The sequence below is a fragment of the Paenibacillus sp. FSL H8-0283 genome, assembly GCF_045040675.1.
Classification (GTDB): domain Bacteria; phylum Bacillota; class Bacilli; order Paenibacillales; family Paenibacillaceae; genus Paenibacillus; species Paenibacillus amylolyticus.
Genome location: NZ_CP150295.1, coordinates 1,122,016 through 1,146,217 on the forward strand (window position 1 = coordinate 1,122,016; position 24,202 = coordinate 1,146,217).

23 protein-coding genes are annotated in these 24,202 nt (G+C 45.0%); 13 read left to right on the forward strand and 10 right to left on the reverse strand.

What is annotated here, in order from left to right; translation table 11 throughout:
* Positions 1-127: 127 nt before the first annotated feature.
* Entirely contained in the window at positions 128-475 is a 348-nt protein-coding gene (locus tag MHI52_RS05045) for a DUF1801 domain-containing protein (RefSeq protein WP_047841734.1), read from the reverse strand.
* Entirely contained in the window at positions 472-1,047 is a 576-nt protein-coding gene (locus MHI52_RS05050; RefSeq protein WP_405158591.1) for a GNAT family N-acetyltransferase, read from the reverse strand. Before MHI52_RS05050 ends, MHI52_RS05045 begins: the two co-directional genes overlap by 4 nt.
* A 255-nt stretch (positions 1,048-1,302) precedes the next feature.
* On the opposite strand from MHI52_RS05050, the gene MHI52_RS05055 reads away from it, so the two are divergent.
* From MHI52_RS05055 to MHI52_RS05080, 6 genes are all read left to right on the forward strand, one after another.
* Complete coding sequence (locus tag MHI52_RS05055) at positions 1,303-1,758, forward strand: GNAT family N-acetyltransferase (RefSeq protein WP_405158592.1); 456 nt, start codon at positions 1,303-1,305, stop codon at positions 1,756-1,758.
* 165 nt (positions 1,759-1,923) lie between these two features.
* The gene (locus MHI52_RS05060; RefSeq protein WP_405158593.1) at positions 1,924-2,205 is read left to right on the forward strand and encodes a hypothetical protein; all 282 of its coding nucleotides are present in this window, start codon (positions 1,924-1,926) and stop codon (positions 2,203-2,205) included.
* 137 nt (positions 2,206-2,342) lie between these two features.
* Positions 2,343-3,695 (forward strand): amino acid permease, encoded by a 1,353-nt coding sequence (locus tag MHI52_RS05065; protein ID WP_076253463.1) that lies wholly within the window; start codon positions 2,343-2,345, stop codon positions 3,693-3,695.
* Between the two features lie 289 nt (positions 3,696-3,984).
* Positions 3,985-5,373, forward strand: coding sequence for a WXG100 family type VII secretion target (locus MHI52_RS05070; protein ID WP_405158594.1), 1,389 nt, complete (start codon positions 3,985-3,987; stop codon positions 5,371-5,373).
* Positions 5,374-5,405: 32 nt separating this feature from the next.
* A complete protein-coding gene (locus MHI52_RS05075; RefSeq protein ID WP_405158595.1) occupies positions 5,406-5,684 on the forward strand; it encodes a hypothetical protein in 279 nt (92 codons plus the stop codon).
* Between the two features lie 180 nt (positions 5,685-5,864).
* Positions 5,865-7,619 carry a methyl-accepting chemotaxis protein gene (locus MHI52_RS05080; protein ID WP_405158596.1) on the forward strand — a complete coding sequence of 585 codons (1,755 nt, stop codon included), beginning with the start codon at positions 5,865-5,867 and terminating at the stop codon, positions 7,617-7,619.
* A gap of 114 nt (positions 7,620-7,733) precedes the next feature.
* On the opposite strand, the gene MHI52_RS05085 is transcribed toward MHI52_RS05080, so the two are convergent.
* A complete protein-coding gene (locus MHI52_RS05085) occupies positions 7,734-8,645 on the reverse strand; it encodes a LysR family transcriptional regulator (RefSeq protein ID WP_340019325.1) in 912 nt (303 codons plus the stop codon).
* 116 nt (positions 8,646-8,761) lie between these two features.
* Between MHI52_RS05085 and MHI52_RS05090 the strand changes: the two genes are divergently transcribed.
* Positions 8,762-9,805: a 2,3-butanediol dehydrogenase gene (locus MHI52_RS05090; RefSeq protein WP_405158597.1), complete on the forward strand. Its 1,044-nt coding sequence runs from the start codon at positions 8,762-8,764 to the stop codon at positions 9,803-9,805.
* A 133-nt stretch (positions 9,806-9,938) separates the two neighbouring features.
* Here the strand turns inward: MHI52_RS05090 and MHI52_RS05095 are convergent, their stop codons facing one another.
* Together MHI52_RS05095 and MHI52_RS05100 are read right to left on the reverse strand one after the other, a co-directional pair.
* Positions 9,939-10,451 (reverse strand): GNAT family N-acetyltransferase, encoded by a 513-nt coding sequence (locus MHI52_RS05095; RefSeq protein ID WP_405158598.1) that lies wholly within the window; start codon positions 10,449-10,451, stop codon positions 9,939-9,941.
* 129 nt (positions 10,452-10,580) lie between these two features.
* Positions 10,581-11,345, reverse strand: coding sequence for a helix-turn-helix domain-containing protein (locus tag MHI52_RS05100; RefSeq protein ID WP_405158599.1), 765 nt, complete (start codon positions 11,343-11,345; stop codon positions 10,581-10,583).
* A gap of 182 nt (positions 11,346-11,527) precedes the next feature.
* On the opposite strand from MHI52_RS05100, the gene MHI52_RS05105 reads away from it, so the two are divergent.
* Complete coding sequence (locus tag MHI52_RS05105; protein WP_405158600.1) at positions 11,528-13,861, forward strand: beta-L-arabinofuranosidase domain-containing protein; 2,334 nt, start codon at positions 11,528-11,530, stop codon at positions 13,859-13,861.
* Positions 13,862-13,932: 71 nt separating this feature from the next.
* On the forward strand, positions 13,933-14,517 hold the full coding sequence (locus tag MHI52_RS05110; RefSeq protein ID WP_405158601.1) for a Uma2 family endonuclease: 585 nt from the start codon (positions 13,933-13,935) through the stop codon (positions 14,515-14,517).
* Positions 14,518-14,609: 92 nt separating this feature from the next.
* On the opposite strand, the gene MHI52_RS05115 is transcribed toward MHI52_RS05110, so the two are convergent.
* A complete protein-coding gene (locus tag MHI52_RS05115; protein ID WP_340983400.1) occupies positions 14,610-15,572 on the reverse strand; it encodes a DUF4367 domain-containing protein in 963 nt (320 codons plus the stop codon).
* Entirely contained in the window at positions 15,523-16,122 is a 600-nt protein-coding gene (locus MHI52_RS05120) for an RNA polymerase sigma factor (RefSeq protein WP_076213273.1), read from the reverse strand. Before MHI52_RS05120 ends, MHI52_RS05115 begins: the two co-directional genes overlap by 50 nt.
* Positions 16,123-16,503: 381 nt before the next feature.
* Between MHI52_RS05120 and MHI52_RS05125 the strand changes: the two genes are divergently transcribed.
* The 3 genes from MHI52_RS05125 to MHI52_RS05135 all read left to right on the forward strand — a co-directional run bounded on the left by MHI52_RS05125 (position 16,504) and on the right by MHI52_RS05135 (position 20,274).
* Positions 16,504-17,235, forward strand: coding sequence for a hypothetical protein (locus MHI52_RS05125; RefSeq protein WP_340936908.1), 732 nt, complete (start codon positions 16,504-16,506; stop codon positions 17,233-17,235).
* 12 nt (positions 17,236-17,247) lie between these two features.
* Positions 17,248-18,936: a VWA domain-containing protein gene (locus tag MHI52_RS05130; protein WP_405158602.1), complete on the forward strand. Its 1,689-nt coding sequence runs from the start codon at positions 17,248-17,250 to the stop codon at positions 18,934-18,936.
* A gap of 198 nt (positions 18,937-19,134) precedes the next feature.
* Entirely contained in the window at positions 19,135-20,274 is a 1,140-nt protein-coding gene (locus MHI52_RS05135) for a toxic anion resistance protein (protein ID WP_076329765.1), read from the forward strand.
* 123 nt (positions 20,275-20,397) lie between these two features.
* Here MHI52_RS05135 and MHI52_RS05140 read toward each other — a convergent pair whose 3' ends face one another.
* Both MHI52_RS05140 and MHI52_RS05145 read right to left on the reverse strand, forming a co-directional pair.
* Complete coding sequence (locus MHI52_RS05140) at positions 20,398-20,937, reverse strand: hypothetical protein (protein ID WP_405158603.1); 540 nt, start codon at positions 20,935-20,937, stop codon at positions 20,398-20,400.
* Between the two features lie 157 nt (positions 20,938-21,094).
* Entirely contained in the window at positions 21,095-21,688 is a 594-nt protein-coding gene (locus MHI52_RS05145; protein WP_076319362.1) for a TetR/AcrR family transcriptional regulator, read from the reverse strand.
* A gap of 192 nt (positions 21,689-21,880) precedes the next feature.
* Here MHI52_RS05145 and MHI52_RS05150 point away from each other — a divergent pair, with 192 nt between their 5' ends.
* Positions 21,881-22,639 (forward strand): SDR family oxidoreductase, encoded by a 759-nt coding sequence (locus MHI52_RS05150; RefSeq protein WP_036672609.1) that lies wholly within the window; start codon positions 21,881-21,883, stop codon positions 22,637-22,639.
* Positions 22,640-22,819: 180 nt separating this feature from the next.
* Here MHI52_RS05150 and MHI52_RS05155 read toward each other — a convergent pair whose 3' ends face one another.
* Positions 22,820-23,854, reverse strand: coding sequence for a LacI family DNA-binding transcriptional regulator (locus tag MHI52_RS05155; protein WP_405158604.1), 1,035 nt, complete (start codon positions 23,852-23,854; stop codon positions 22,820-22,822).
* Positions 23,855-24,202: the final 348 nt, after the last annotated feature.

Genomic DNA, 24,202 nt, shown 5'->3' on the forward strand with positions numbered 1-24,202 from the left:
GTATGTCCGATTCGTTAGCGCTTGGCCCAAACCCAAACTCACCCCATATACTCCAACCGCACATTACCACTCACACATTACTACCTAAGTTACTACTTCGGCGTATGTGCCTCTTTACTAGACCCGTCTACAATTCCGCAGATGCCTGCTTTAACAAATCAGCCAACCATTCATAGTCCGGCGTATCTTTTTCCTTGAGTTTGATCGTTTTTCGTTCTTCCGGGCCTTCAAATATCCCATCGGGGAGATCGAGTCCAGTTGCATTGAAGATGGTGAAAGACATGGCTTGTTTGGAAGGCGAGATGACCGCAGCGTACTTTCCGTTTTTCAAAAAATGAGGTTTCTTGTATTGTACGCGTTCTTGTACGTCAGGGATGGTATCATGCACTAACTGGCGCAATTGTTCAGCGATTTCTACTTGCCAGGGGATCTGAATCTGTTCAATAAACGCAGTAACTTCTGCATTCTTGGTCATACTTGTTCACCCTCCGTATGGATCTGATTGTGTGTTTCCCATTCTGGTCTTAGGATTCCCATCATCAAGCGGTCATAACGCTTACCATCACGATATACAGCTGAGCGTGCCCGACCTTCCAACTGAAAACCAACCTTTTCATAGGAACGGATTGCTTTGGCATTGTAGGCGATGACATCGAGACCAACTCGGTCCAGATTCATCTCATGGAACGCATATCGTAAAATAAGATTCAACGCTTCCGTGCCATATCCCTTGTTGCAATGTTTGGCAAGTCCGATGCCAATGGCAAGCTGTCCGCAGCGGTTGTTCCATTCAATGCCATGAATGACGACAAAACCAATCAGCGTATCCTCTTCATGCGTGCGAAGTCTGAAGTAAACTTCCTTGTTCTTCGTTTCGCCCTCATCCTCCAACTGTTTCTCCGAATAGGGAATGGCCAGGTCAGTATCCACATTCCGAAGGTACTCCGGGTCTTCGTTCCATTGCAACATGGTCTGCACGTCTTCAGAGCGTGGTGGCGTCATCTTTAATCGTTTGCTATAAAACAGGTTATCCGTAGTGAGTGTCATAGGGTTCTCCTTTAAATTAAGTTAAGCTTGCTTCACCTTAGTTCCACGTTTAACTCTATGTATATTTCGCAATAGACCTCGCCCCTTTGGCATATGATAGCCTCATCATACTGGAAATTATAGGTGAATCACAATAGCGTATTTCAGTGGATATAAGTAACATCTTGTCATAAAACCTAACACGGTAGTAAGATGAAATGATTGATATACATTCAGTGATAAAACCAATAAAAATGTCGGCGGGAGTGGTACGTTATGGAGATCAAAGTGGATGATTTGAGTGGAGTCCAAGTTAAGGCTTTAATTGCGGAGCACTTGCAAGGGATGGCAGCAGATTCGCCTCCAGAAAGTATTCATGCGTTGAATCTGGACGGACTCAAGGAGCCCGAAATTACTTTCTGGTGTGCTTGGGAAGGGGACGACTTGCTCGGCTGCGGGGCTATCAAAGAACTTGATCCAGAGCATGCAGAGTTGAAGTCGATGCGTACCGCTTCGGCTCATCTGAGAAAAGGCGTAGCGAGAAAAATTTTGGCGCATATTATGGAGGTTGCCACAGACCGTGGTTATAAGCGAATCAGTCTGGAGACGGGTTCAATGGATTCGTTTATCCCGGCACGGAAGTTGTACGAAGACTTCGGATTTGAATATTGCGAACCATTCGCAGATTATATATTGGACCCGAACAGCACGTTTATGACAAAAACAATCTAAGTGGAATCGCATGAGAAACCAGAATTCTGTTTTTTACAGGATGCTGGTTTTTTTATTTTGCAACATATCGTACATTTTAAGAGATGGAACAAGAGTAAAATAAACTAAATAATACAGCATTAAAACAACGTGGCCTTGTGACGAAGAATGTGGAGGGAGTCGTGCATGGTTTACTGGTGGTTCGATGATATGAATCCGCTGTTTGCTGTCTTGGTGTTATGTCCCATCATTGCTGTGGTGCTTGGAGTATGCAGTTATTTTGCCAATTGGTTTAGACTCTGGGTAGCTCTGGTTATATCTTTTATGCTGCCTTTGTTGTATATCGCGAGTGATCTTTCAACATGGGGTAGTAACATAGGCGCTTGGTTCATCTATGGGGCAGGGTACATTTTGCTAACCTGGATTGTACATAGATTGCTTCGTGCCATTGTGGGGTATAAAACATAGGTTATGTCCATATATGTTTGGGATGAATTGGCCATAAGGAACTTCTGGGCTGATTGATGGACAATAGGGTATACTGGACATTATGTCTATGAAACAAGACAGCATTACAGACGTTTTTTACATCAGGAGGACTTGAATTGGCTCAGACAGAAGGAACACTACAAAAGAAGCTTAAACCAAGACACATCAGTTTTATGGCTATGGGTGGTGTCATTGGAACGGGAATTTTCAAAGGCAGTGCAGAGACGATTGGACTCGCGGGTCCGGGCGTTATTGTCACATACATTTTTGCCGGATTATTGCTGCTGGTTGTTATGGCCGCGATGGCGGAGATGGCTACGGTGTACAAGAACAAAAATATGAAAGACTTCGTGCAGGAGGCATTTGGTAGCAGAGTATCCTTTGTTATGGGATGGATGTACTGCTTTCTATGGTTATCGGTGTGTGTCATTGAGGTGATTGCCGCCGGGAGTTTTTTGCAGTATTGGTTCAGTGAAGTACCGCTGTGGATGCTGAGTCTGGCTTGTGCAGCGTTCATTATACTGGTTAATCTGTTAAGTGTAGGTGTGTTTGGGGAATTTGAGTTTTGGCTGGCCGGGATCAAAATTGCCATGATCATTATTTTTATCTTCCTGGGTGCAGGATTGATCTTTGGCATTATCCCAAGTGATAACACGCCATATCTGCAAAATTATACGCAAGCAGGCGGATTCTTCCCGAACGGATGGTCATCGATCTTCTCGGCACTGCTTGTGGTCATGTTCTCCTATGGGGGATCGGAGCTGATTGGTCTGACCCTGACCGAGACGGAAAATGCAGAAAAGGTTATGCCCAAAATCGTGGGCAATTTCATGCTCAGAATTATTCTGTTCTTCACCTTGCCGATTCTCATCATCTGTGGTCTTATCCCATGGAATGAGATCGGGCCGGAGAGCAGTCCATTTGTACAGGTGCTTGCATCCACGGGACTACCGGGAGCAGCACACATAATGAACTTTATTTTGGTGACTGCCGTTCTGTCTGCTGCGAATTCAGGGATCTATGGTGCATCCCGGATGATGCACTCCATGGCAGTGGGTGGGGAAGCTCCGAAGGCATTGTCACAGACGAATCGCAATGGTAGCCCTGTTAACACACTTCTGGTGTGCTCAGTGGTTTTGCTCGGAGGTTCCTTGCTTGGCCTGTTCGCGCAGGATCAACTGTTCCGCGTATTGCTCGCAGTTCCGGGGTTTGTCGTAATCCTTGTGTGGATCTGTATTGCCTCATCACAGTTGAAACTGCGGAAGAGATATCCGGTTCAACCGACCTTCAAAGTTTGGGGATTCCCTTATATAACCGGAGTTGTTGTACTATGTCTTAGTGTAATTGCGGTGATGTTTGTGTTTGATGAAGGTAATCGGTTCAGCATTAGTATCTGTCTTGCCGTGCTTGCGTTGCTGATTATCTGGTCCCTGATTCGATTCAGAAGGACGAATAAACAAACAGTTTAGTATGAATGGGTAGTATACAAATGTAGAACAACATGACATCTCGGCGCTTGCGCCGGGGTGTTTTTTGTATTCAGTAAGGTAATGGTTTTATTTCGGAACTGGAAGATCTGTTTTTGTTATATCTGGGACAAATTAGGGGTAATACGAACTAGATAAATAAATCGACAGTCTCTACGAAAAGATCTGTGTTCACTTTATAATAAAAGCCCATCTGTACATATGAATCTTATAGCATTCTAAACAACAAATGTTCGTATAACAACGAAATATATTTAGAACGAGGTCTCACATGACAACGATAAAAGTAACTCCTGAACAGTTGATATCTGTCTCGAAACAATTTACAACAGCTCAGAATCAGGTTTTTCAGATGAATAACATCTTGAAACAACATTTATTCGAAATCGAAAGACAGTGGGATGGTAGTACGAAGGAAAGGTTTTATGTTGATTTTATGGTTGCGCAGCGGGTGATGGATGACTTTGTCTCACTATCTTTATCCATTGCCAAAGAGCTTGAAGGGCATGCGGAGAAATTCAGACTTGCTGATCAGCAAGCTGTACAATCCTATGATGTGAGTTGCGTACCACCACCGCCAGGTGAATGCAGGGCACCAGCAACCGACACCCGTAATGCTTTTCAGAAGTCTGCTGATAGTTTAGTCGAATTGGGACAAGCCTTTATGCAATCTGCGGATGATCGATATCAAAAGCGTTATGATAGTGTAGGTGGTTTTCTGGATTATTGGACATTTGGTATTCCAAGTGGTCTTGTTCAGGGGTATGTAGACAGGGCGGATAAAGCATTCAACTCCCCGAATGATGCTGCCAACTGGCTCACATTTGGTATCCATGGGACGATACGGGAAGCCACCTTTCCGACCAATGCCTGGTCCAGTGAACACTGGGCAAATATGATTGGGTTGGGAGGTCTAATGGTTGGAGGGGGTTATGCCTCCACGATGATCAAGCCGCATAATCTTCTGACTTCGTCGGGAGGCGGCGCGAAGATTAATTCATTCAATCGTCCGCCTGGTACAGGGCAGTTAACAGGTAGTTTTAATGGACATAAAGATCAACGCCTTCGAGTTCTGGATAACATTGCTGAGAGTAAAAAGGCGAGAGAATCCTCTAAGTTTTCCGAGTATCTGGAGAAGGAAAAAGAGGCGGGGACAGGGGATTATCGACAAATTTCATCAGATGGTTTAAGAAATGAAATAGAACTAACAGATGCTCAGAAAACTGAATTGGTTAGTTACTCTGTAAGATTAGGTTTTCCGGAAGAGAATATAGTATTTCGAGAACATTGGAATACCGGTATGATGTATGACAGACTGTATATCAATACAGATGTTTTACCAGCAGAGTCTCTTGGAATAGGCACATTAAGTGCGAATACACGTGTTTCGGGTAGAGCTACTATAGCTCATGAGATTATTGGACATTATGAAGCGTTTAAAAGCGGAAAAGCTTTTGAACTATATAATCTTGATGATGCAACGTATGCGCGAAATTTTGCGTTGGACGAAGCACAAGCCAGTATAAGAGCAGCGAGATTTGCCCCAGAGTTAACTTCTATAGAGAGAATGACACTACTCAGAGATGCGATTACGAGATTGAAAAATGCAGATCTCCGTGTAAAGGATGTAAAAAACGAACTTTATATTCAACATAGATAGAAGGAGAAGGGATTGTAAATATGTATAAATTAATGAATGTTGGAGATATTTTTGAATCGTCAGAATATGGCACTATTTTAGTGGGAATCAATCCTGATCTTGATAATCTGAGCCATGATCAAATTAAAAAGCGAATCAATAATTATATTTTTGTACGAACACCCGACAATAAAGAATTTTCAATAGAAGTGGTTTCAATACAAATCTCAAGTTCGTTAATGAATAAAAAAAGCATTGGTATATGTGTTGGTAAATCAATAAGCCAATCCGAGATACCTATTAACTCAATAGTGTATACACAAAACTCCTAATACTGTTCCAATGAACAAAGCTACCACAGCCATGATAGCGTTTTTATGTAAACCCAATATTTTCTTGCCTAATTCGACATATTCGTTTACTATTTTCCCATACATAGTGCTTCAAGCATGCGTTTTTTGGGTAGCGCCTAGTCAAAAAGGCTTGGGTTCACGGGAGAGGAAGAGGAGCGGATGATTGGTTTTTTTAGAAAACGTTTGGTTGTGCGCATTGTTGCAGTAGTCACACTGGTCATTACGATTATAGCCGTTGGAAGCATGCTGTTACAGGTGGCCAATATGAAACTAGCTGCGCAGGAGGCCATTTCGAGTTACAACATCCAGATTGCTCAGAGTTATGTGAATCAGCTGGATACAGCATCTTATGCCGAGTTTGCCAAGGACCCCAAGGAGAATGACGAATTCTTGAAGATTCGTGATGAACTGGATGACTTTCGCGTAAGCATTGGTGCAATGTATGTGTATTTCGTCAAAATAGATGACAAAGGTACGCCACTTATTATGGTGGACGGTATGAAGGATACAGATAAAGCCTCACCGATTAATGAAGTTACGGATGTCCCTCAGGAGGCTGTTCAGAAGCTGTTGCAGGGGCAAACAGCCAGTTCTTCGATCATTAACAATGAGGAGTACGGCGACTATATTTCCTCTTACGCTCCCATGCTGGATAGTAATGGCGCTGTAAGAGGTGTAATTGGTATCGATACGGCGGTATCGGTGATCGGAAGTATAGAATCGGATATTATGAAATCGAGTATCCCTTTCTATGCCTTGTTGCTACTAATTACACTTATAGGCATTGCTGTTGTCACGTGGTTTATCGTAAGAGGACTGCGGCCACTTCAACCGCTGAAGGCGAGTGTGGAAAAAATGGCACAGGGTGAGCTTGCAGAAGCGAACCAAATTTTGACGTCGTATCGTTTGCGCAGCCAAGATGAGATTGGAACAACATATCAAGCGATGATACATATGTCTGGTAACTTGAATAAGATTGTGAGTAACATGGTTGAAGGCGTAGCAGTAACCACAGATATTTTATCGGAATCAACGAAGGAATTTAATCGCAGTACCGAAGAGATGCTTGAGATGGGCAAGACGGTTGATCAATCTGTCGAACAGATTAGGCAGGGTGCACATACGCAGAAGCAGGGTGCAAGCGATAGCGCGCATGCGATGGAAGAGATCGCAAAAGGCATAACGGATATATCCGAATCCTCGATGGTTGTATCGGATGCGGCATCAAGTGCGCTTTCTACGGCGGAGTCCGGTAAACAGAGCATGACACTGATGAAAACACAGATGGAGAGCATCTCAAATGTCTCAAGTGAAGTTGTAGCGATGGTTCAGGTGCTGAACAACTACTCCCAGGAAATTGGTGGTGCCCTGCACACGGTTCGTGACTTTGCGAGTCAGACGAAGTTACTTGCGCTTAATGCATCCATAGAGGCAGCACATGCAGGAGAACACGGCAAAGGTTTTACGGTTGTGGCGGATGAAGTTCGGAAGCTTGCTGAGGCCTCAAGCACATCCATGGAACGGATCTCCGACTTGCTGCTTCGTATTCAACAAGAATCACAGCAGATTGGCTCACAGATGGGGGTTACTGCAACCGAGATTGGACAAGGGGTTACAATTACCGCAGAAGCGGAGCAAGCTTTCGCTCATGTAGTTGACGCGTTCCAACTGGTAACCAGTCGCATTCAGGAAGTCTCCGCTGCGGCAGAGGAAATCTCGGCAGGTTCGGAAGAGGCCGCTGCCTCCGTCAATACGATCTCGCAGATCTCAGCCGGGGTGTCGGATCATTCAGATGAAATCTATCACTTAATGCGTGAACAGTCGGCCATGTTCAACAGGGTGGCACAGACCTCCACAATGCTGGAGCAGCAGACGAACGAGATGAGTGAAGCTGTACGTAAAGTTAAAGTATAGTTTGAGTAAGGTGTAGTAATAGTAACGCAAGAGATAGTCAGAAAAGTGTTCCACTTTTGGAGAAGTTGGTGTTCATCCCAAACTTCCTTCAAAGGGTGGAGCACTTTTTTAAATTTAAACTTTTAAATGATCCAGCTCTATCGCCTGTCTGAAGCGTTGGGCGAATCGCTCTGCAGCTACGGCGGACTCCTTGGACTCCGTCTGTACGAAGCCAATCTGCATTTTGGGTTGATCGATTCCAGCGATCTCTACCATCTTCACCAGACCTTCTTTCCATAAGGGATTTTGGTGAAAGGAAAAGTCGTGACCAATCGTGGCGGCAATATCGTTTCTTAACACCATGTTGATGGCTTCTGAATTATTTGTTTTAAACAGAATGGACAGAGGTCCATGATCATAGGTGAATTCCTTGATGAAGTCTTCGATGAAACCATCTCGATACAGTGCCAGCTTGTGTTCTTTTAATTGATCCGGTGTAACACGGCTGTGCTTGGCAAGTTCAGACAGGTGATGAGTACCAACTACCAGCTTGCCCGAGTACATGGGACTGAAGTGAAGTCCATCGAATTCCCGCAATTGTTTGGCGTAGATCGCGATAAAGCCAAGATGGGTTTTGTTGTTGCGAATATCCTCGATAATTTCCATGGACCCTTTCTCTTCAATGGAGATGTTAAGTTGCGGGTGCTCACGCTTCATATCCGCAGCAGACTGGACAAGATAGGGCATGACACTTGGAAAAGTAGCCACATGAAGCTCTCCGCTAAGAGAGGAGGCTTCGGCGTTCAGGGATTTTAATTCATCAATCCGCTGCAAAATGTCCAGTGCCTTGGCAATGAATTGTTTGCCTTCGGGAGTAGGATGAGTTCCCTGCCGCGAGCGTTCGAACAGGATGATACCCAATTCTTTCTCCAGACGATGAACCGATTGGCTGATCGCCGATTGTGTGACATGTAGATGTTCCGAGGCGGCTGAGAATGACTGCGTTTTCGCAATTTCAACGACATATTCGAGCTGTTCCAGATTCATGATTTCATCTCCGTTTAGCATTAATACAACTAATGTTAACATTAGTATCTATAAATATGAATAATACATGAACAGCGATATAATATATAGACAATCATACAAAGGGGATGAACTTCATGAAAGCAGCAGTATGGTATGCCCATAAAGACGTGCGTGTGGAAGAGCGGGAGGTTCCGGTTGCTCAAGCGGGTCAGGTCAAAATCAAAGTGGAATATGCAGGGATCTGCGGCAGTGACTTGCATGCCTATCATCATGGTGTGGGTATTCAAGAAGGCGAGAATCATCCGCTCTCAGGACAGAAAGCACCATTGACACTGGGTCATGAATTTGCAGGAACCGTAAGTGAATTGGGGAGTAATGTAAGCGGTATTAGTGTAGGGGATAGAGTTGTGGTAGAGCCGTTGTACCATTGCGGAAAATGTGAGTACTGTATTCAGGGACGTTACAACCAGTGTACTCAATTTGGATTCGTTGGACTGAATGGTGATGGTGGTTTTGCGGAGTATGTTGTTGTTGAGGCATACATGGTTCATCCCATACCGGATAACGTATCTTTCGAAGAAGGTGCGCTTGTAGAGCCTACAGCCGTAGCCTTTCACGCGGTTCGTCACAGCAAGCTGAAAGTGGGGAACAAAGTAGCCGTATATGGAGCAGGTCCAATTGGATTATTGACCATTCTGTCTGCCAAAGCAGCAGGAGCCTCTGAAATCTATGCAGTCGATGTATTTGAGGAACGTCTGGACCTGGCAGTCAAACTGGGAGCGGTTCCGGTGAACAGTGCCAAAGTCAATGCAACAGAGGTGATCTTGCAACAATCGGGCGGCATTGATGTAGCTTATGAAGCAGCAGGTGTGCAACCAACGATGGATAGTGCCATTGCGGTTGTCAAAAAAGGTGGAGAAGTTGTTGTCATCGCAGCGATTCCAAATCCGCTTCAAGTGAACTTCTTCGATCTTCTGGTCAAAGAAGCGAATCTAACGGCAACGCTGGCATATCGCCACATTTTCCCTGAAGTGATTTCATTAATTGCTGAAGGGTCGCTCGATGTGAAACAGGTTATCACCAAGAAAATCAAACTGGACGATATCGTGCAGGAAGGGCTTGAGCTGTTAATGAGCGACAAGAGCCATGCGAAGATTTTGGTGGAGATTGGCGGTTAAAAAATCAGTAGCGAAGTGTCATTTCAAATGTTGATTGATCATTTATAAATGTAAAACAGACCGTCATGAAGATGATCGGTCTGTTTTACATTTCATTCTCTGCTCCCTGATCCCGTGTTGCTGTTAACCTCCACTAGGAATCAAAACGGTAACAGATCGCCTTGCCTCCGTCACTCTCGGAGCTGAATTCCTTATCCTCTGTAAATCCAAAACGCTCATATAAACGGATGGCATTAACCATCTGACCGCCCGTATATAAGTACACCGTATTTTTGCCCATCTCTTTGGCAGAATCTACGCATTGCTGGAGCAATACTCTGGCAATCCCGTGACCTCTCCATTTTGGATCAACACCCAACAGCCGAATAAACGGATAATCGATCGGCAATTCAAAGTTTGGATAAGCCTTGCGTGCTGTTTCGAATAATTGAACTGTACCAACGATCTGATCATCAATCTTGGCGATCCATAATTGTGTCAGGTACGGATTAACCACAGACTCTCTAATGTCTTTTAGGTAAGCCTCCCAACGTTCATTTTGTTCAAATGTCTCCCGATACTCGGCGTAACTTGCAACAAGGATATCTACTATCTCTGGATGGTCTGTTTCTGTGGCAGGATGAATCGTAACGGCAGCCGTTGTCATCTTTTAATTCCTCTTCTCTTATGGGTTAAGTATGAAATAGAGTTTTCTTGCATTTTACCATAACGGAATCGATTCGATTCATTCAAATTTTCTATAGTTAACTCAGTCATTTCTATAGATCAAAGCACATCAGCGATTGAGCTGTGTGGAATACAGATGATTGCGATATTCGGTTGGCGTATTGCCTTCGTATTGCTTGAACATGCGCAGGAACAGCTTGTAGTCGGAGAAGCCGCACTGTCCGGCGATTTCTTTTACACTGGCATTGGTGTTCAGCAGCAACTGCTTCGCCCGGCGAATTCGTTCTGTGAGGATATAGGTTTTGAGTCCGGTACCTTTCTCACGTTTCACCATTTTGGAGATATAGTCTTTGTTAAAATTAAAATTTTCTGCAATCTGACTCACCGTGATGTTCGTATGCAGATGAATATCCACCCACTTGCAGATATGGTCCACAATTGCATTGTGCGGGCGATAATCCACCTCTATATTCCGCTCCAGTTCTCTGAACAACAGTAACAAAGCAGCGTCGGCTTCTTCTGGTGAGAAGGATGACACATGCAGCAACTGCTTGAATAACTGATTGGCCATGGAAGGCACCTGAATGGTGGCATGTGTTCTAAACTGGTTGAATTCTGCCGAAATGGCATCATAGTGAACCCAGTAAAAGCTGACGGGTGTGTCGCTAATCTGGTAGCCGTAATGGGTGCGACCGGCGCGCAGAAACAACAGATCGTTGGCACGAACTACATATTGTTCCTCTTCTTCCGCGATGTACATCTCACCTTCCAGCATCAAAATGATCTCATGCACAGGCATGCTGCGTCTCATGTGGCTCCAGTTGCCTTCGGATATGAACTTGCCGCACAGGTAATGTTCCAGTGGCTTTTGCATAGGACGGATTTATCCACCTTTTCTTGGATTATGAGTCTGATGTAATTGTATTTTATTTGATATTATGGGGATATTCAAGCTCTACAGTAGATTGATGAGTATTAGTCATATGGAACAGAACACGGATTTTACCCCTTAAGAATGAATGGATATCTATTACATCCCGAGAAGGAGTGAGTGTCATGATTGATACGAAAAAAGGATTTCTGGGACCGGAACATGTAGATCTGTTAAATGGTGTGTTCCAAACATCACAAGAGGTGGGGGAGCGTTACCTGTTATCGCTGGATATTGATCGATTCCTGGCTCCATGCTTCGAAGCTCATGGTTTACCTGCCCGAAAAGAGCGCTACGCGGGTTGGGAGGCACGTACCATCAGCGGACATTCCCTCGGACATTATCTGTCTGCCCTGGCTGTGACGTATCAGGCAATCGGGAATATCACGTTAAAAGAAAGACTGGATTATGCGGTTACCGAACTGGCGAGAATCCAACAGACCACGGGGAGCGGATATATCGGTGGTTTGTCCGAAGAACCTTTCCACATGGCTTTTCGAGCAGAGAATATCGGTGGATTCAATATCGGTGAATACTGGGTTCCCTGGTACAGTGTGCACAAAATCTATCGCGGCCTGATTGATGCCCATAAACTCACTGGCAACGGACAGGCACTTGATGTAGTTACTCGATTTGCAGACTGGGCGGTCGAAGGTTTGCTTCCGATGACAGAAGAACAGATGCAGACGATGCTTCAAAGTGAACACGGGGGCATGAATGAAGTATTTGCACACTTGTATGGAATCACAGGCAAAGCCTTATATCTTGAGATCGCTAACAAGTTCACCCATCAATTGATCCTGAGACCCTTGGAGCACAAACAGGACGATCTTCAAGGCAAACACGCCAATACTCAGATTCCTAAAGTGATCGGTGCAGCCGAGATCTACAACCAGGATCACTCCCGCGAGAGTTACCGGACAGCGGCAGAATTTTTCTGGGATACGACCATTCATCATCGTTCCTATGTATTTGGTGCGACGAGTATTTCGGAGCACTACGAAGCGAAGGGCATGGAGAGTCTCGGGATCAAGACAGGAGAGAGCTGCTGTACCCACAACATGATGCATCTGACGAAACAACTCTTTGCCTGGAATCCCGATAGCGCCTACATGGACTATTATGAAAACGCCATCTATAATCACATCCTCGGCACGCAGGACCCGGATACGGGGAACAAAACGTATTTTGCATCAACGCTGCAAGGCCACTACAAAATCTATGGTACTCACGATACCGCTTGGTGGTGCTGCACAGGATCAGGCATGGAGAATCCGGGCAAATATGCCGAGGCCATCTATTTTGAGGATGAACAGGACCTGTACGTCAACCTGTATATCGCTTCCCAACTGGATTGGGCGTCACAGGGATTATCCCTGAAGCTTGAAACCGACTTTCCTTATTCGGAAAAGGTAACCCTGACGATCACCGGAGGCAACGCCTCGGCTCATCTAAGATTACGTGTGCCCTCATGGCTGCAAGAGCCAATGACGGCAACAGTTAACGGGGATACGGAACATCCGTATACACAGATGGAACCCGGCTATCTTTCCATCGAGCGCACATGGACAACGGGCGATGTCATCACCATCACACTGCCGATGTCACTCCGCCAGTACACTGCCCGGGATGATTCCCACAAAGTGGCATTCCTGTACGGCCCAATAGTACTCGCTGGTGCACTAGGAAACGAGGGCCTTCCCGAGGATACGATCGTAGACGAAACAGCGCTGAATCCCAAGACTGCACCTGTACCTGTGATCTGGACGGAGCAAGAGGATGTACGAGAGTGGATCAAGGTTGTAGATGCAGACACGTTAACATTTGAACTTAGCAAAGATGTTACTTCCACAGGCGAAGCCGTGAAGCTCATTCCGTTCTATGATGTGCATCATGAGTTCTATACGGTCTATTGGCCGCTTAACGATGCGGGAGATGCACTGGAGAAGCAGTTAAATGATATCACCATCGACAGAGTACAGCCTGACGGCCAGCAGGATGAGATTGGACATCATCTGGATAGCAATTGCCGTGCCGAACATCACAATGGTTCCTATACAGACAGCCGCAACAAGCTGATCATGTGGCGGGAGGCCTATGGTGTCAGCAGGGCTTACTTCAGCTACCAGCTGGCGGTGGATGGTTCTGCACCGAATGTTCTATGCGTGGCATACTGGGGCGGGGATTGGTCTTCATTTGAACGGGAGGGTACGCCGTATGAGAGAAAATTTAGTATCGCTGTAGATGGAACTGTGGTGGGTGAACAGCGGATTCATATGAACAAGATTGGCGAAGTATTCTACGTTACCTATGACATCCCTGAGTCGGTTACGTCAGGCAAAGACAGCGTGCGGGTTGCATTTCAGGCGCTGGGTGACAACGGCTGTGCCGGGAAAGTGGTGGATGTGCGCACAACGCGAAGCAAACCGAAATCCGTCTTTTCACAAACTGAGGCATGATATGAAAATGGGCAAACACAATGGTATAATAAAGGAAACATACTGATTAGGTGAAATAGGAGGTTGGAAGTGTGGCCAAACCGGATAATAAAGGCATCTATAGTTTTCAGGATTGGTTAACGTGGGAGGGTGCATGGGAATTAATTAACGGCAAAGCATTTAATATGTCCCCAGCACCCACCTCATTACACCAGTTTATTGTGGGTGAGCTGCACTTCTCCTTGCGTATTTTTTTTCAGAATCGTAAATGTTTCGTTTTTGTTGCCCCCTTTGATGTGTATTTCAGCGAAAATGAACAATATGACGTACCTGACCATGTGGTACAACCGGATCTGTCGGTGGTTTGTTCCAAAGACCAAATATCCAAAAATGGATGTCAGGGTGCGCCGTCTCTCATCATAGAAGTGCTGTCTCCTTCGACTGCGCTGAAGGATTTTAACGAAAAGTTTAATCTGTATCAGAAATACGGTGTGAATGAATACTGGATTGTTGACCCTGGCAATCAGACCGTCCATGTATATACATTGGAAGAAGGCAGTTACCAGAACCGTCATCTGTACACAGAGCAAGAAACGATCCAATCCGTGTTGTATCCTGAACTGGAGGTTCCGCTTCAGCATTTGTTCAGGCTAAGCTCGCACGACATTAATATATAAACAGATCAAAAGCTTGTCCCTCGATTGATGAGGGGCAAGCTTTTGTTGTGATATGCTTTTGGAGGAAACATCACCGTTAACGAAGTTGAACATTAATTAAGATACATCTTCACCAGGTTAAGCAGCTCTTGTTCCGTGACATGGCCCTCCCACACGGAGACGGTATATCCATAGGTCTGACCTGTTTTTGCATCCTGGTCCACCCAGTTTATTCCTGAAGGAGAGCCATCAGAGTCCTTTGTAAAGATCATTTCAGTGCCCTTCACGGTAAACTTTTCTTTGATCAGATCAAGTTGATCGTCCCAGTAGGAGGTAGCTGTTCCATGTCCTACACCGTAATTTACAGTCGTCACCGCTATTTTTTTATCCCCCTGCTTGTAAAAGCTGCGGATATGGCGGAAATCGTCAGCGAATTCAATCGGCATCATTGCATAGTCCGTATTGGACGCCAGGGCTTTCTGGCGTAGTTTCTCTGCAATATCGGCCTCTTCTTCCGAGGTCAGGGGTTTCACATCCGTGATCGGTGACATGAAGGCTTCGGCCCATTCAAACGTGTAATCCCCTTCGATTTTATCCAATAGCTTAATATCTGAGTTGTTAACCTTTTTACGCAGGTCTGCTGCATTTTGGAAAATAAAAGGGGTAAAACGCATATCCAATTGATGGTCAGGGTTGTGTGATGCGACATAAATGAGCATGGCGGTTCCTTTATCCAACTTATCATAAGCCTGATTTGCTATGCTGATCCGCTTGCGTTCTTTATCTGAATAATTGGCTATAGCAGGAGCCTCTGATATTGATTTTTCCTGATAGACGACCTCTCCATGACTGTTCTTTAATGAATGATACTTCACTGCTGCAAAACCAGACGATACCGTCAGCAGCATGCCAGCCAGCACCAATAAACTCACTTTATATTTCACGTAGAACCTCTCCTTTGGTTTGGATTCAGATTGTAGCCTGTGCATCACGCTACTCGTCAGATCCGTCTTGAAATTCGGTGTGTTATGAAAAAGTTCTCTCAGATCCTGATCGTTGTTGTACTCCGTTTTCACGGGGATCATCTCCTTTCGCCAGTGCGTAATAGGTACGGAATTTGGCTGCGGTACGCTCATATTTTTTCCGCAGACTTGGACTGTTCCGCTGAAGAATCTGACTAATCTCCTCATAGCTTTTATCCTCCACACATCTTAGAATCAACAGATTGCGTTCCTCAGCGGATAATCTCGACATCGCCTTCAGCACATATTCATCGAAATAGTTCGCTTCAATTGCCAGATCCACATGTGCATTCTCCTGATCTTTGCGGTAGAAGAGGGGAAGGTATCTTGTTAGCTTTCGTTTGCGTATGACATCAATGCACTGGTTATAGGCGATTTTGTATAGCCAGGCTTCCAGGGACAGGTCGGGTTTAAACTTGTCAAGTGAGCGATAGGCTTTGAGAAATACCTCTTGCCCACTGTCCTCAGCCTCTGTGCGGTGTCCCAGCATGTGATAACAGTAGCGAAAGATCGGTTTTTCATATCGTTGCACAATGATTTCGAATTTCTCTGTCCGCCCTTTTAGCACCTCAACAACGATCTGATGTATGTATGAATAATCCATTGGTTTAGTTTCACCCCCTTACACTCCTTACTACGTATCACCTATCAGCGAATGTGACAGTTGAGTATAAATAGATAGATACAGCTGTATAAAAAATGACACGCCCGCCAAATTTTCACGTATTACCGGATAACTTTTCTTTTTCTCCCACCGATGGTTCCACATAAAAGGATCAATTTCCAGAGGTTACAAAATCGGTTCCACGTTGTCCCTGAAAATATGAAATGGGATAAGCCCAAACCACGTATATTATGAGTATCCAAATATCCAATCATATCCACCTGAGAGCGTTAACATCATGTACAATAAGAATAAGTTGAACAGGAAAATTACGACATGAAGCACCAATATATAACATGAAAGGAGGTCGGATGATTGAACATGATCAAGTACATAAAATTGTTGGGATTAATCCTCGGTATTGTGGCTGTGAATGTTCTCGCATTCTCACCTGGCTTTATCGGGCTGAATTTCGAGGAGGGTGCATTCACAACTGCGCTATCCGTTACCCTTCTGTTTGGCAGTGCAATGGCACTCTTATATGGAAGTTACACCTTGCTGTTCAGACAACCGGTAGTCCTGCCCGTGAAGCATATTGAAACACATGAAGATTATGTGGAAGCACTATCTTTTTATAGACGCATTAAAGTTCTCGAAGAAGATATTACGCTGGGGCTGTCCCAACTTAGTCGAATGAAAAAGAAAAAAGAAACCCTCCTGAACGTGCTTCATCAACGGTTTGATCCCGGGGAACTGAGCTACAAGAAATTTGCTTCGGTCACACTGGAAGTGGAGAAGCTGTTGTACCTGAACATCCGCAGTGTGCTGAACCGGTTGAATGTATTTGATGAAGCTGACTATGCCAACATGATGAAGTCCAAATCCTCCACACTTCCCCAGAAACTTTTTCAGGAAAAAACCAAGGTATACAACGATTATCTGTCTTATGTGAAGAATTCGCTCCACACCAATGAGGAAATTTTGCTCAAGCTCGATCAGTTGTTACTGGAGATTTCACGTCTCGACAGCTTTGAAGCCGGAGATATTGAACAGATGCCTTGTATGCAGGAGATTGATCAGTTAATCAAGCACACCAAATTATACAGACAGTGAGGGGTTGCTCGTATGGCCAAGAAGGGAAAGTTTTTTTTCATATCGATTGTGATGCTGGTACTTGTATTCGGTCTGGTCTATGCAGGAATTACACTAACATCGAACTTTGGCAAGTCAACCACACAGGTGAGTACTGAGAATGCAGGTAAAGCACTTGGTAAGTTGTACTCGGACATTGCGCCGGCAACGGCGGAACCGGTCAAAGGACAGATTGATCTCGACCCGGTCGATGTGGCAGAATCACTGCCGGATATCTCGAAATTTCCGATTGCTGTAGAGAATACAACGAATGATTATGTCGAAATATTCTCTTCCACGGAGAAGTCGGGCAGCGGGGTAGACGGCTGGTTAACCGAGGTGGGTGAGGAATTCAACAAAGCCAATATTACCGTTGGTGGCAAACAGGTATCGGTCAAAATCCGCAACATCGCCTCCGGAACGGCTACGGATTATATCAAGTCTGGTAAGTATATGCCTGATGCATTCACACCTTCTAACGAACTGTGGGGCGAAATGGTTGAGGCCAGTGGGGTGAAGACCGAGATGATGTCCGAGCGACTGGTTGGGAATGTTCCGGGTATTGTCATCTCCAAAGCCAAATATGATGCACTGGTTGATACGTACGGCTCCGTTAATGTGAAGACCGTAACAGAAGCCATTGCCAACAATGAACTCGCGATGGGATATACCGATCCATTTGCCAGCTCCACAGGACTGAATTTCCTGGTGACTGCACTGAATACGTATGACAGCGCCAACCCGCTTGGCGAGAAGGCTATTGAAGGGTTCGAAAAATTCCAGACGAATGTACCGTTTACGGCCTCGACAACGATTCAAATGCGGGAAGCTGCCAAGTCCGGCAGACTGGATGCTTTTGTACTCGAATACCAGACGTATGTGAATACCGCCGATCTGAAGAGTGGATACGTCTTTACACCGTTTGGTGTGAGACATGATAGCCCGCTGTATGCATTGGGACAATTGCCGCAGAATAAACAGGAAATCATCCAGAAATTCGCGGAATTCGTAACCCAAGCAAAGTACCAACAATCGGCGGAGGAGTTCGGTTTCAACGGGTTACAGGATTACAAATCCGAACTGGCTACTGTGGATGGCGGCACGTTGTTGTCTGCACAGAAAGTATGGAAAGAGAAGAAGAATGGCAGTAAACCTATTGCTGCCGTGTTTGTGACAGACGTATCCGGAAGCATGGACGGCGAACCGCTTAACCGCCTGAAGGAGTCCCTACGCAAAGGTCAGAAGTACCTGGGCACTGAGAATAGTATTGGCCTGGTTTCTTATTCTAGCGGGGTAACCGTGAATCTGCCAATTGCCAAGTATGATACGAACCAGCAGTCCATGTTTGTCGGTACAGTTGATAGTCTGCAAGCTGGCGGTGGTACGGCGACCTTTGACGGGATCGTGGTGGCGATGAAGATGCTGGAAGATTATATGGCCGCTAATCCAAACGTGAAGCCGTTGATCTTTGTCCTGAGTGATGGCGAGACCAACGAAGGTCATACCCTGAAGGATATTCGTGATCTGGTCGAGACGTACAAAGTGCCAATCTATACGATTGGGTACAACGCGGACATCAAGGCTTTGGAGAGCATCTCCAGCATTAACGAAGCCGCAAGCATCAATGCCGATACTGACGATGTCGTGTACAAGATTGGAAACCTGTTTAACGTACAGATGTAAATTTATAACACGAAGACGTAGAGTGCAGAACCGATCTGAAGAAGCGTAGCGGTCGCCTTTATCACCAGATTTCAACCGATTAATGAGGAAAATGAAGAAATCTGGGGATAACAGCGATCGGAGGATGGTACTGCAATCGGAGTCACTCGCGTGGAATATCAATCATTTTACAGCACGTATTTAAAGGGGGAACTGTAGATGTCATTTTCAATGGAAATACCGAGCCAGAAGGAAATTCAGAAGGTGATTGAGGAAGAGGTGAAACCCGTGCCCGCCGAGGTCGCGGAGCTTCAACAAGTGGCAAATGCCAACGTAGAGATGATCATGACACTGGATCTCGAATCCCTGGAGAAGCGTAAAGAAATTCTGCAATCCATTGACGGCTTTGGCATGAATACGATGAGATCCTCTTCTGAGAAAAACGCCTTGCTTCAAGTCTCCGTTGGACATCTGTCCAAGACGGGAGACGAGGGCGGTCAGGTCGCCAAAGGTTTGACCGAGCTGCATATGCAACTGAAGGATCTCGACCCAAGCGTGGTTGACTTTGCCAAGAACGGTTTCCTTGGGAAATTGTTCAATCCGCTTCGCGCCTATTTCCTGAAATACCAGAAGGCTGACGCAGTCATCGCTGACATCGTAACCTCTTTGGATAAAGGCAGATCTACCCTGCGTAACGATAATACAACCCTGGAGATTGAACAGCAGAACCTGCGGGAACTCACCAAACGACTGCAAAAGGAGATTCAGCTTGGCGTGCTTATGGATGAGTCCATCGATGCGCAGATCGAAGCTGCCAAGGTTCGGAATGAAGACCCTGAAAAAGTCCGGTTTATTACGGAAGAAGTGTTGTTCCCACTCCGTCAGCGGGTGATGGATCTGCAGCAGATGTTGGTCGTGAACCAGCAGGGTATCATGGCGATTGAAGTGGTGATTCGCAACAACAAGGAACTGATCCGAGGAGTAGACCGTGCGAAGAATGTAACGATCTCGGCATTGAAAATTGCCGTTACAGTAGCAAGTGCTTTGTATAATCAGAAGATTGTATTGCAGAAAATTGAGTTGCTGAACCAGACAACCAATGATCTGATCGCCGGAACATCCAAGATGCTCAAGGATCAGGGGATTGCCATTCAGAAGCAGGCGTATGAAGCCAGCATCTCCGTGGATACGATGAAACAGGCGTTCACCGATGTGCTGTCGGCGCTCGATTCGATTAGTCTTTATAAGCAGGAAGCTCTGCCAAGAATGCGTGAGACGATTAACCAGTTCCGTGAACTTGCGGATACCGGCGAGCAACAGATTCAGCGGTTGGAGAAAGGGCAGAAGCTGGGGCTGTGATCAGAAAAGAGAGAAATAAATACGCATTATATTGTTATCTTATATTTCTATAATTAGAAAAAGCGACCGTTCCTCATTAAACATGAGGAACGGTCGCTTTTTGGGTTTCTATGAAGATAGGTACTAACTGTCATACCCCAAGCTTCTTGCATAGGCGTATAACTGTTGTTCGCATTGATCCATTAGAACACTAGCGGTGTTTACTTTGGCATTACCCTGTTTTAGTAACGTGTAATTCACTTTGTTCTTGGATACTGCCTTTTGGTACAACAGGTACCCTTCGAGCTGAGTGTAACTTGCCTTAACAAATGTGGCGTGAATTTTCTTGATCTGCGGGTTGGTAGGCTTGATTTGTTTTGCCTTGGATACCAATTTCGTATAATTGGGGATCACCGTATTCGTAAGTTTAAGATACATGGACTTGCGATTGGTTGAAGTTACCTGGGTGTCGATGCTTTCCAAAGCTGTGAAGGCTTTGGCCTCATAAGTTTCAAGAGCAAATAACTGATTAGTGTACTCTTTAAATTCTGCATAACTCTGATCTGAATCTGAATATGTAGAGGTTGCTACTTTGGCTGTATCAGCAGAAGCGGCTGGAGAGAGAAGCACTCCGCCAAGCAAAACAAAACTGGTAATCAATGATATAATCCACGACTTCTTCAAATGTAATGTCATCCTCCTTTTGTTATATTCCATTGGATAACCTAACATATTATTACCAGAAATTACAGGAATACATTTACATAATTTTAGTGGTAAAGCTTTCTTAAAATTCCTCTCAATCAACCTACTCTAGGGAAGTAAAACGATTCAAAAAATCTCAGTTTTTTAACACGACATTATCCGGCTTGTAATGGATGATCTTGAACAACTCCTCGGCCATGTAGGCGGGGCTGTGCTTGAAATCCTGTCTGATCCACTCCATGATCATGCCAAATATCGCATGAGATTGGTAACTTGCCAATATTTCATGGTTGATGTGCGGAGGGAAGATATGGTTCAGATCCTGTAAGGCCAGATCCCGAAGGACATCACAGATCATACGCTGGAAGTTGGAGGAGGCCTCAGATTTCACAACCAGTGTGTAGAATTGTGCGTGCTGGTGTACATGCTCAAATATAGTGATAGCCGAAGAGGGCATCAGATTGACTTCGAACTTTTCCTCATCCTGATAAGGTTTGCGGAAAGAAGTTACCAGATCCTGAATCACATCATCGATAATTTCGTTGAACAGGTCTTCTTTGTACTGATAATGCCTATAGAAAGTTCCCCGATTCAGATCGGCTCGCTGCACAATATCCGTAATCGATATTTCTTTAAAGGGATGTTTTTGCATCAAATGGATGAGTGCATCCTTCAGTGCAGCTTTTGATTTCTTGATTCTTCGGTCCATTGAATTTAGGGTTTCAGACATCTATTTTCCTCCTCGCGAGTTCACTTTATTAATTAAAGTACATTCGGGCTTATAAGTGTTGTTTAACGTACAACTGGACAAGCTTTTACTGATTGAAGTGAAACGCTATGACTTATTATACTAAGGATAGGAGTTAATGAACATTTGTTTGTTAACTTATTGTAAACGAATACACAAAGGAGGATACATGGAATGAAACTTCAAGATAAAGTTGCAGTTGTTACAGGTGCTGGTTCAGGTATGGGGAAAGCAATTGCCACGTTGTATGCTCAAGAAGGCGCGAAAGTCGTCGTATCGGATATTAACGAAGAATCTGCACAAGCGGTAGTCAATGATATTAAAGCCCAGGGTGGAGAAGCGATTGTCGTTCTGGCCAATGTAGCCAAAGAAGAAGATGTGCAAAATCTGATCGATACGACGGTGAGCACATACGGTACAGTAGATATTCTAATTAACAATGCGGGAATTATGGATGGCATGGAGCCTGCAGCTGATATAACGGATGAGAAGTGGGAGAGATTGTTTGCTGTGAACACAACCAGTGTGATGCGGACAACACGTAAAGTATTGCCGATTTTCCTGGAAAAACAAAAAGGTGTCATCGTGAACATTGCTTCGGCAGGTGGATTGCACGGTGGACGTGCGGGAGCAGCTTATACGGCGTCCAAACATGCGGTCGTGGGCTTCACCAAAAATACAGGGTACATGTATGCTGAGCAAGGCATTCGCTGTAACGCGATCGCTCCAGGCGCTGTGGCAACCAATATCAGCACATCCATGACAGGTATTAGTCATTTCGGTGCAGGTCGGCAACAGCTTGGGATGGCAATCAACCCACGCATCGGGACAAGCGAAGAGATTGCCAAAGTGGCTTTGTTCCTTGGATCTGACGAGTCCAGCTTCGTGAACGGAACTGTCGTTACAGCTGATGCAGGCTGGAGCTCTTATTAATCCATTGAAGTGCAGCCAAGCATGGAGTACGGAAATAGTGTGTGAATTAAGGAAGCCGCAAGAGTATATGCGGCTTCTTTTTTTGCACCTATGCACCTATGCAACTACGTACGGTGGATAACAGCATCATATTCCATGTAGGACAAACGTTTGCATTACTACACGGATACCCGAAATGAATCAATCTGAGGGTGGCCTTGGTTTGGAAAAGAGTGAGGATTCACGCACGATCAGACGATGGGGGATAATGACCGGATTATGAAGCTGTGGTTCCCCACTAAGAATTTTTAACAATACCTGAACGGCTGTATAACCAAGCTGATAAGTCCCGATGTCGATAGAGCTTAAGGGTGGAGAAGCCAGTTCCGATAATGCAATATTGTTAAAACTGACCACACTGATATCTTCAGGCACCAGATAATGAAGCTCGGCAAGAGCTCTCAATACCCCAAAGGCCACGTTGTCATCGATGACAACAATTGCTGTGGGTCTGTCCGGCAAGGACATGAACAGCGACATCGCTCTGAATCCACTTTCCTGCAGAAATTCACCTTCCACAATCCAATCACTATCCGCATCCAGCCCGGCTTGGGCAAGCGCTTTTTGGTATCCTAACATACGATCATGCGATAACGTAATGTCCGGTGGCCCGCTGACAAATCCAATTCGTGTATGCCCTTGGGCGATCAGATGATGAGTCGCATCATAAGCGGTCTGCACATTATCGTTATCCACCATGGGGGCATTTGGATGAGCTTCACTGCGACCTATTAACACAAAAGGAAACTTTTCCGCTTCCAAAAATGAAATGATGGGATCATCTCGTTTGGACCCAAGCAGCAAAATACCATCCACCCTTCGGCCATGCACAAGGCGGGATATCGCATGCAATTCATTGTCTGATGATGTTTCGGTTGTTAGCAGCAATTCATAATTCATACGGGTGGCATGTGTAATAATACCTCGCAGCAGTTCCCCGAAAAAGTAATTCTGAAATAATTCTTCTGCAGGACGCGGAAGCATAATCCCCAGGGTATGTGTTGTTTTGGACACGAGGCTCTTCGCCATGATATTGGGATGGTAGTTCAATTCTTTCATAATTTGCTTCACTTTGAGAGACGTCTCGGTGCTGATTCTGGGATGGTTGGAAATCACCCGTGACACTGTAGAAGGGGAAACACCCGCCAATTTGGCAATATCCTTGATCGTAATCATGTGAAAAAATCCCTTCTGAACAATCGTATAAATATTCTCCTATGGTAATCGAAAGGATAGGAGAAATCAATTGCTAACTGCCGAATATGGGATTCGCGCGAAGTAAAATAAAGGAAGAAAGAGTCAGAACAAGGAAACAGGAATTTACTGCAGGTAGAAGAAAGAAAATGGATAAAATTGAACAAATATGGCTTGTGCAAACGTTTGTGCAAATAAAGTTCGGTATTGTATGATGTGATTGTTATTGTAGCGCTTACATCATTGATTTTACATACTTATTGACTTGTTTCCCCCTACATATTGAACATAGAGGTCATCTTGTCTTCTATTTGAGCAAACGTTTGTACA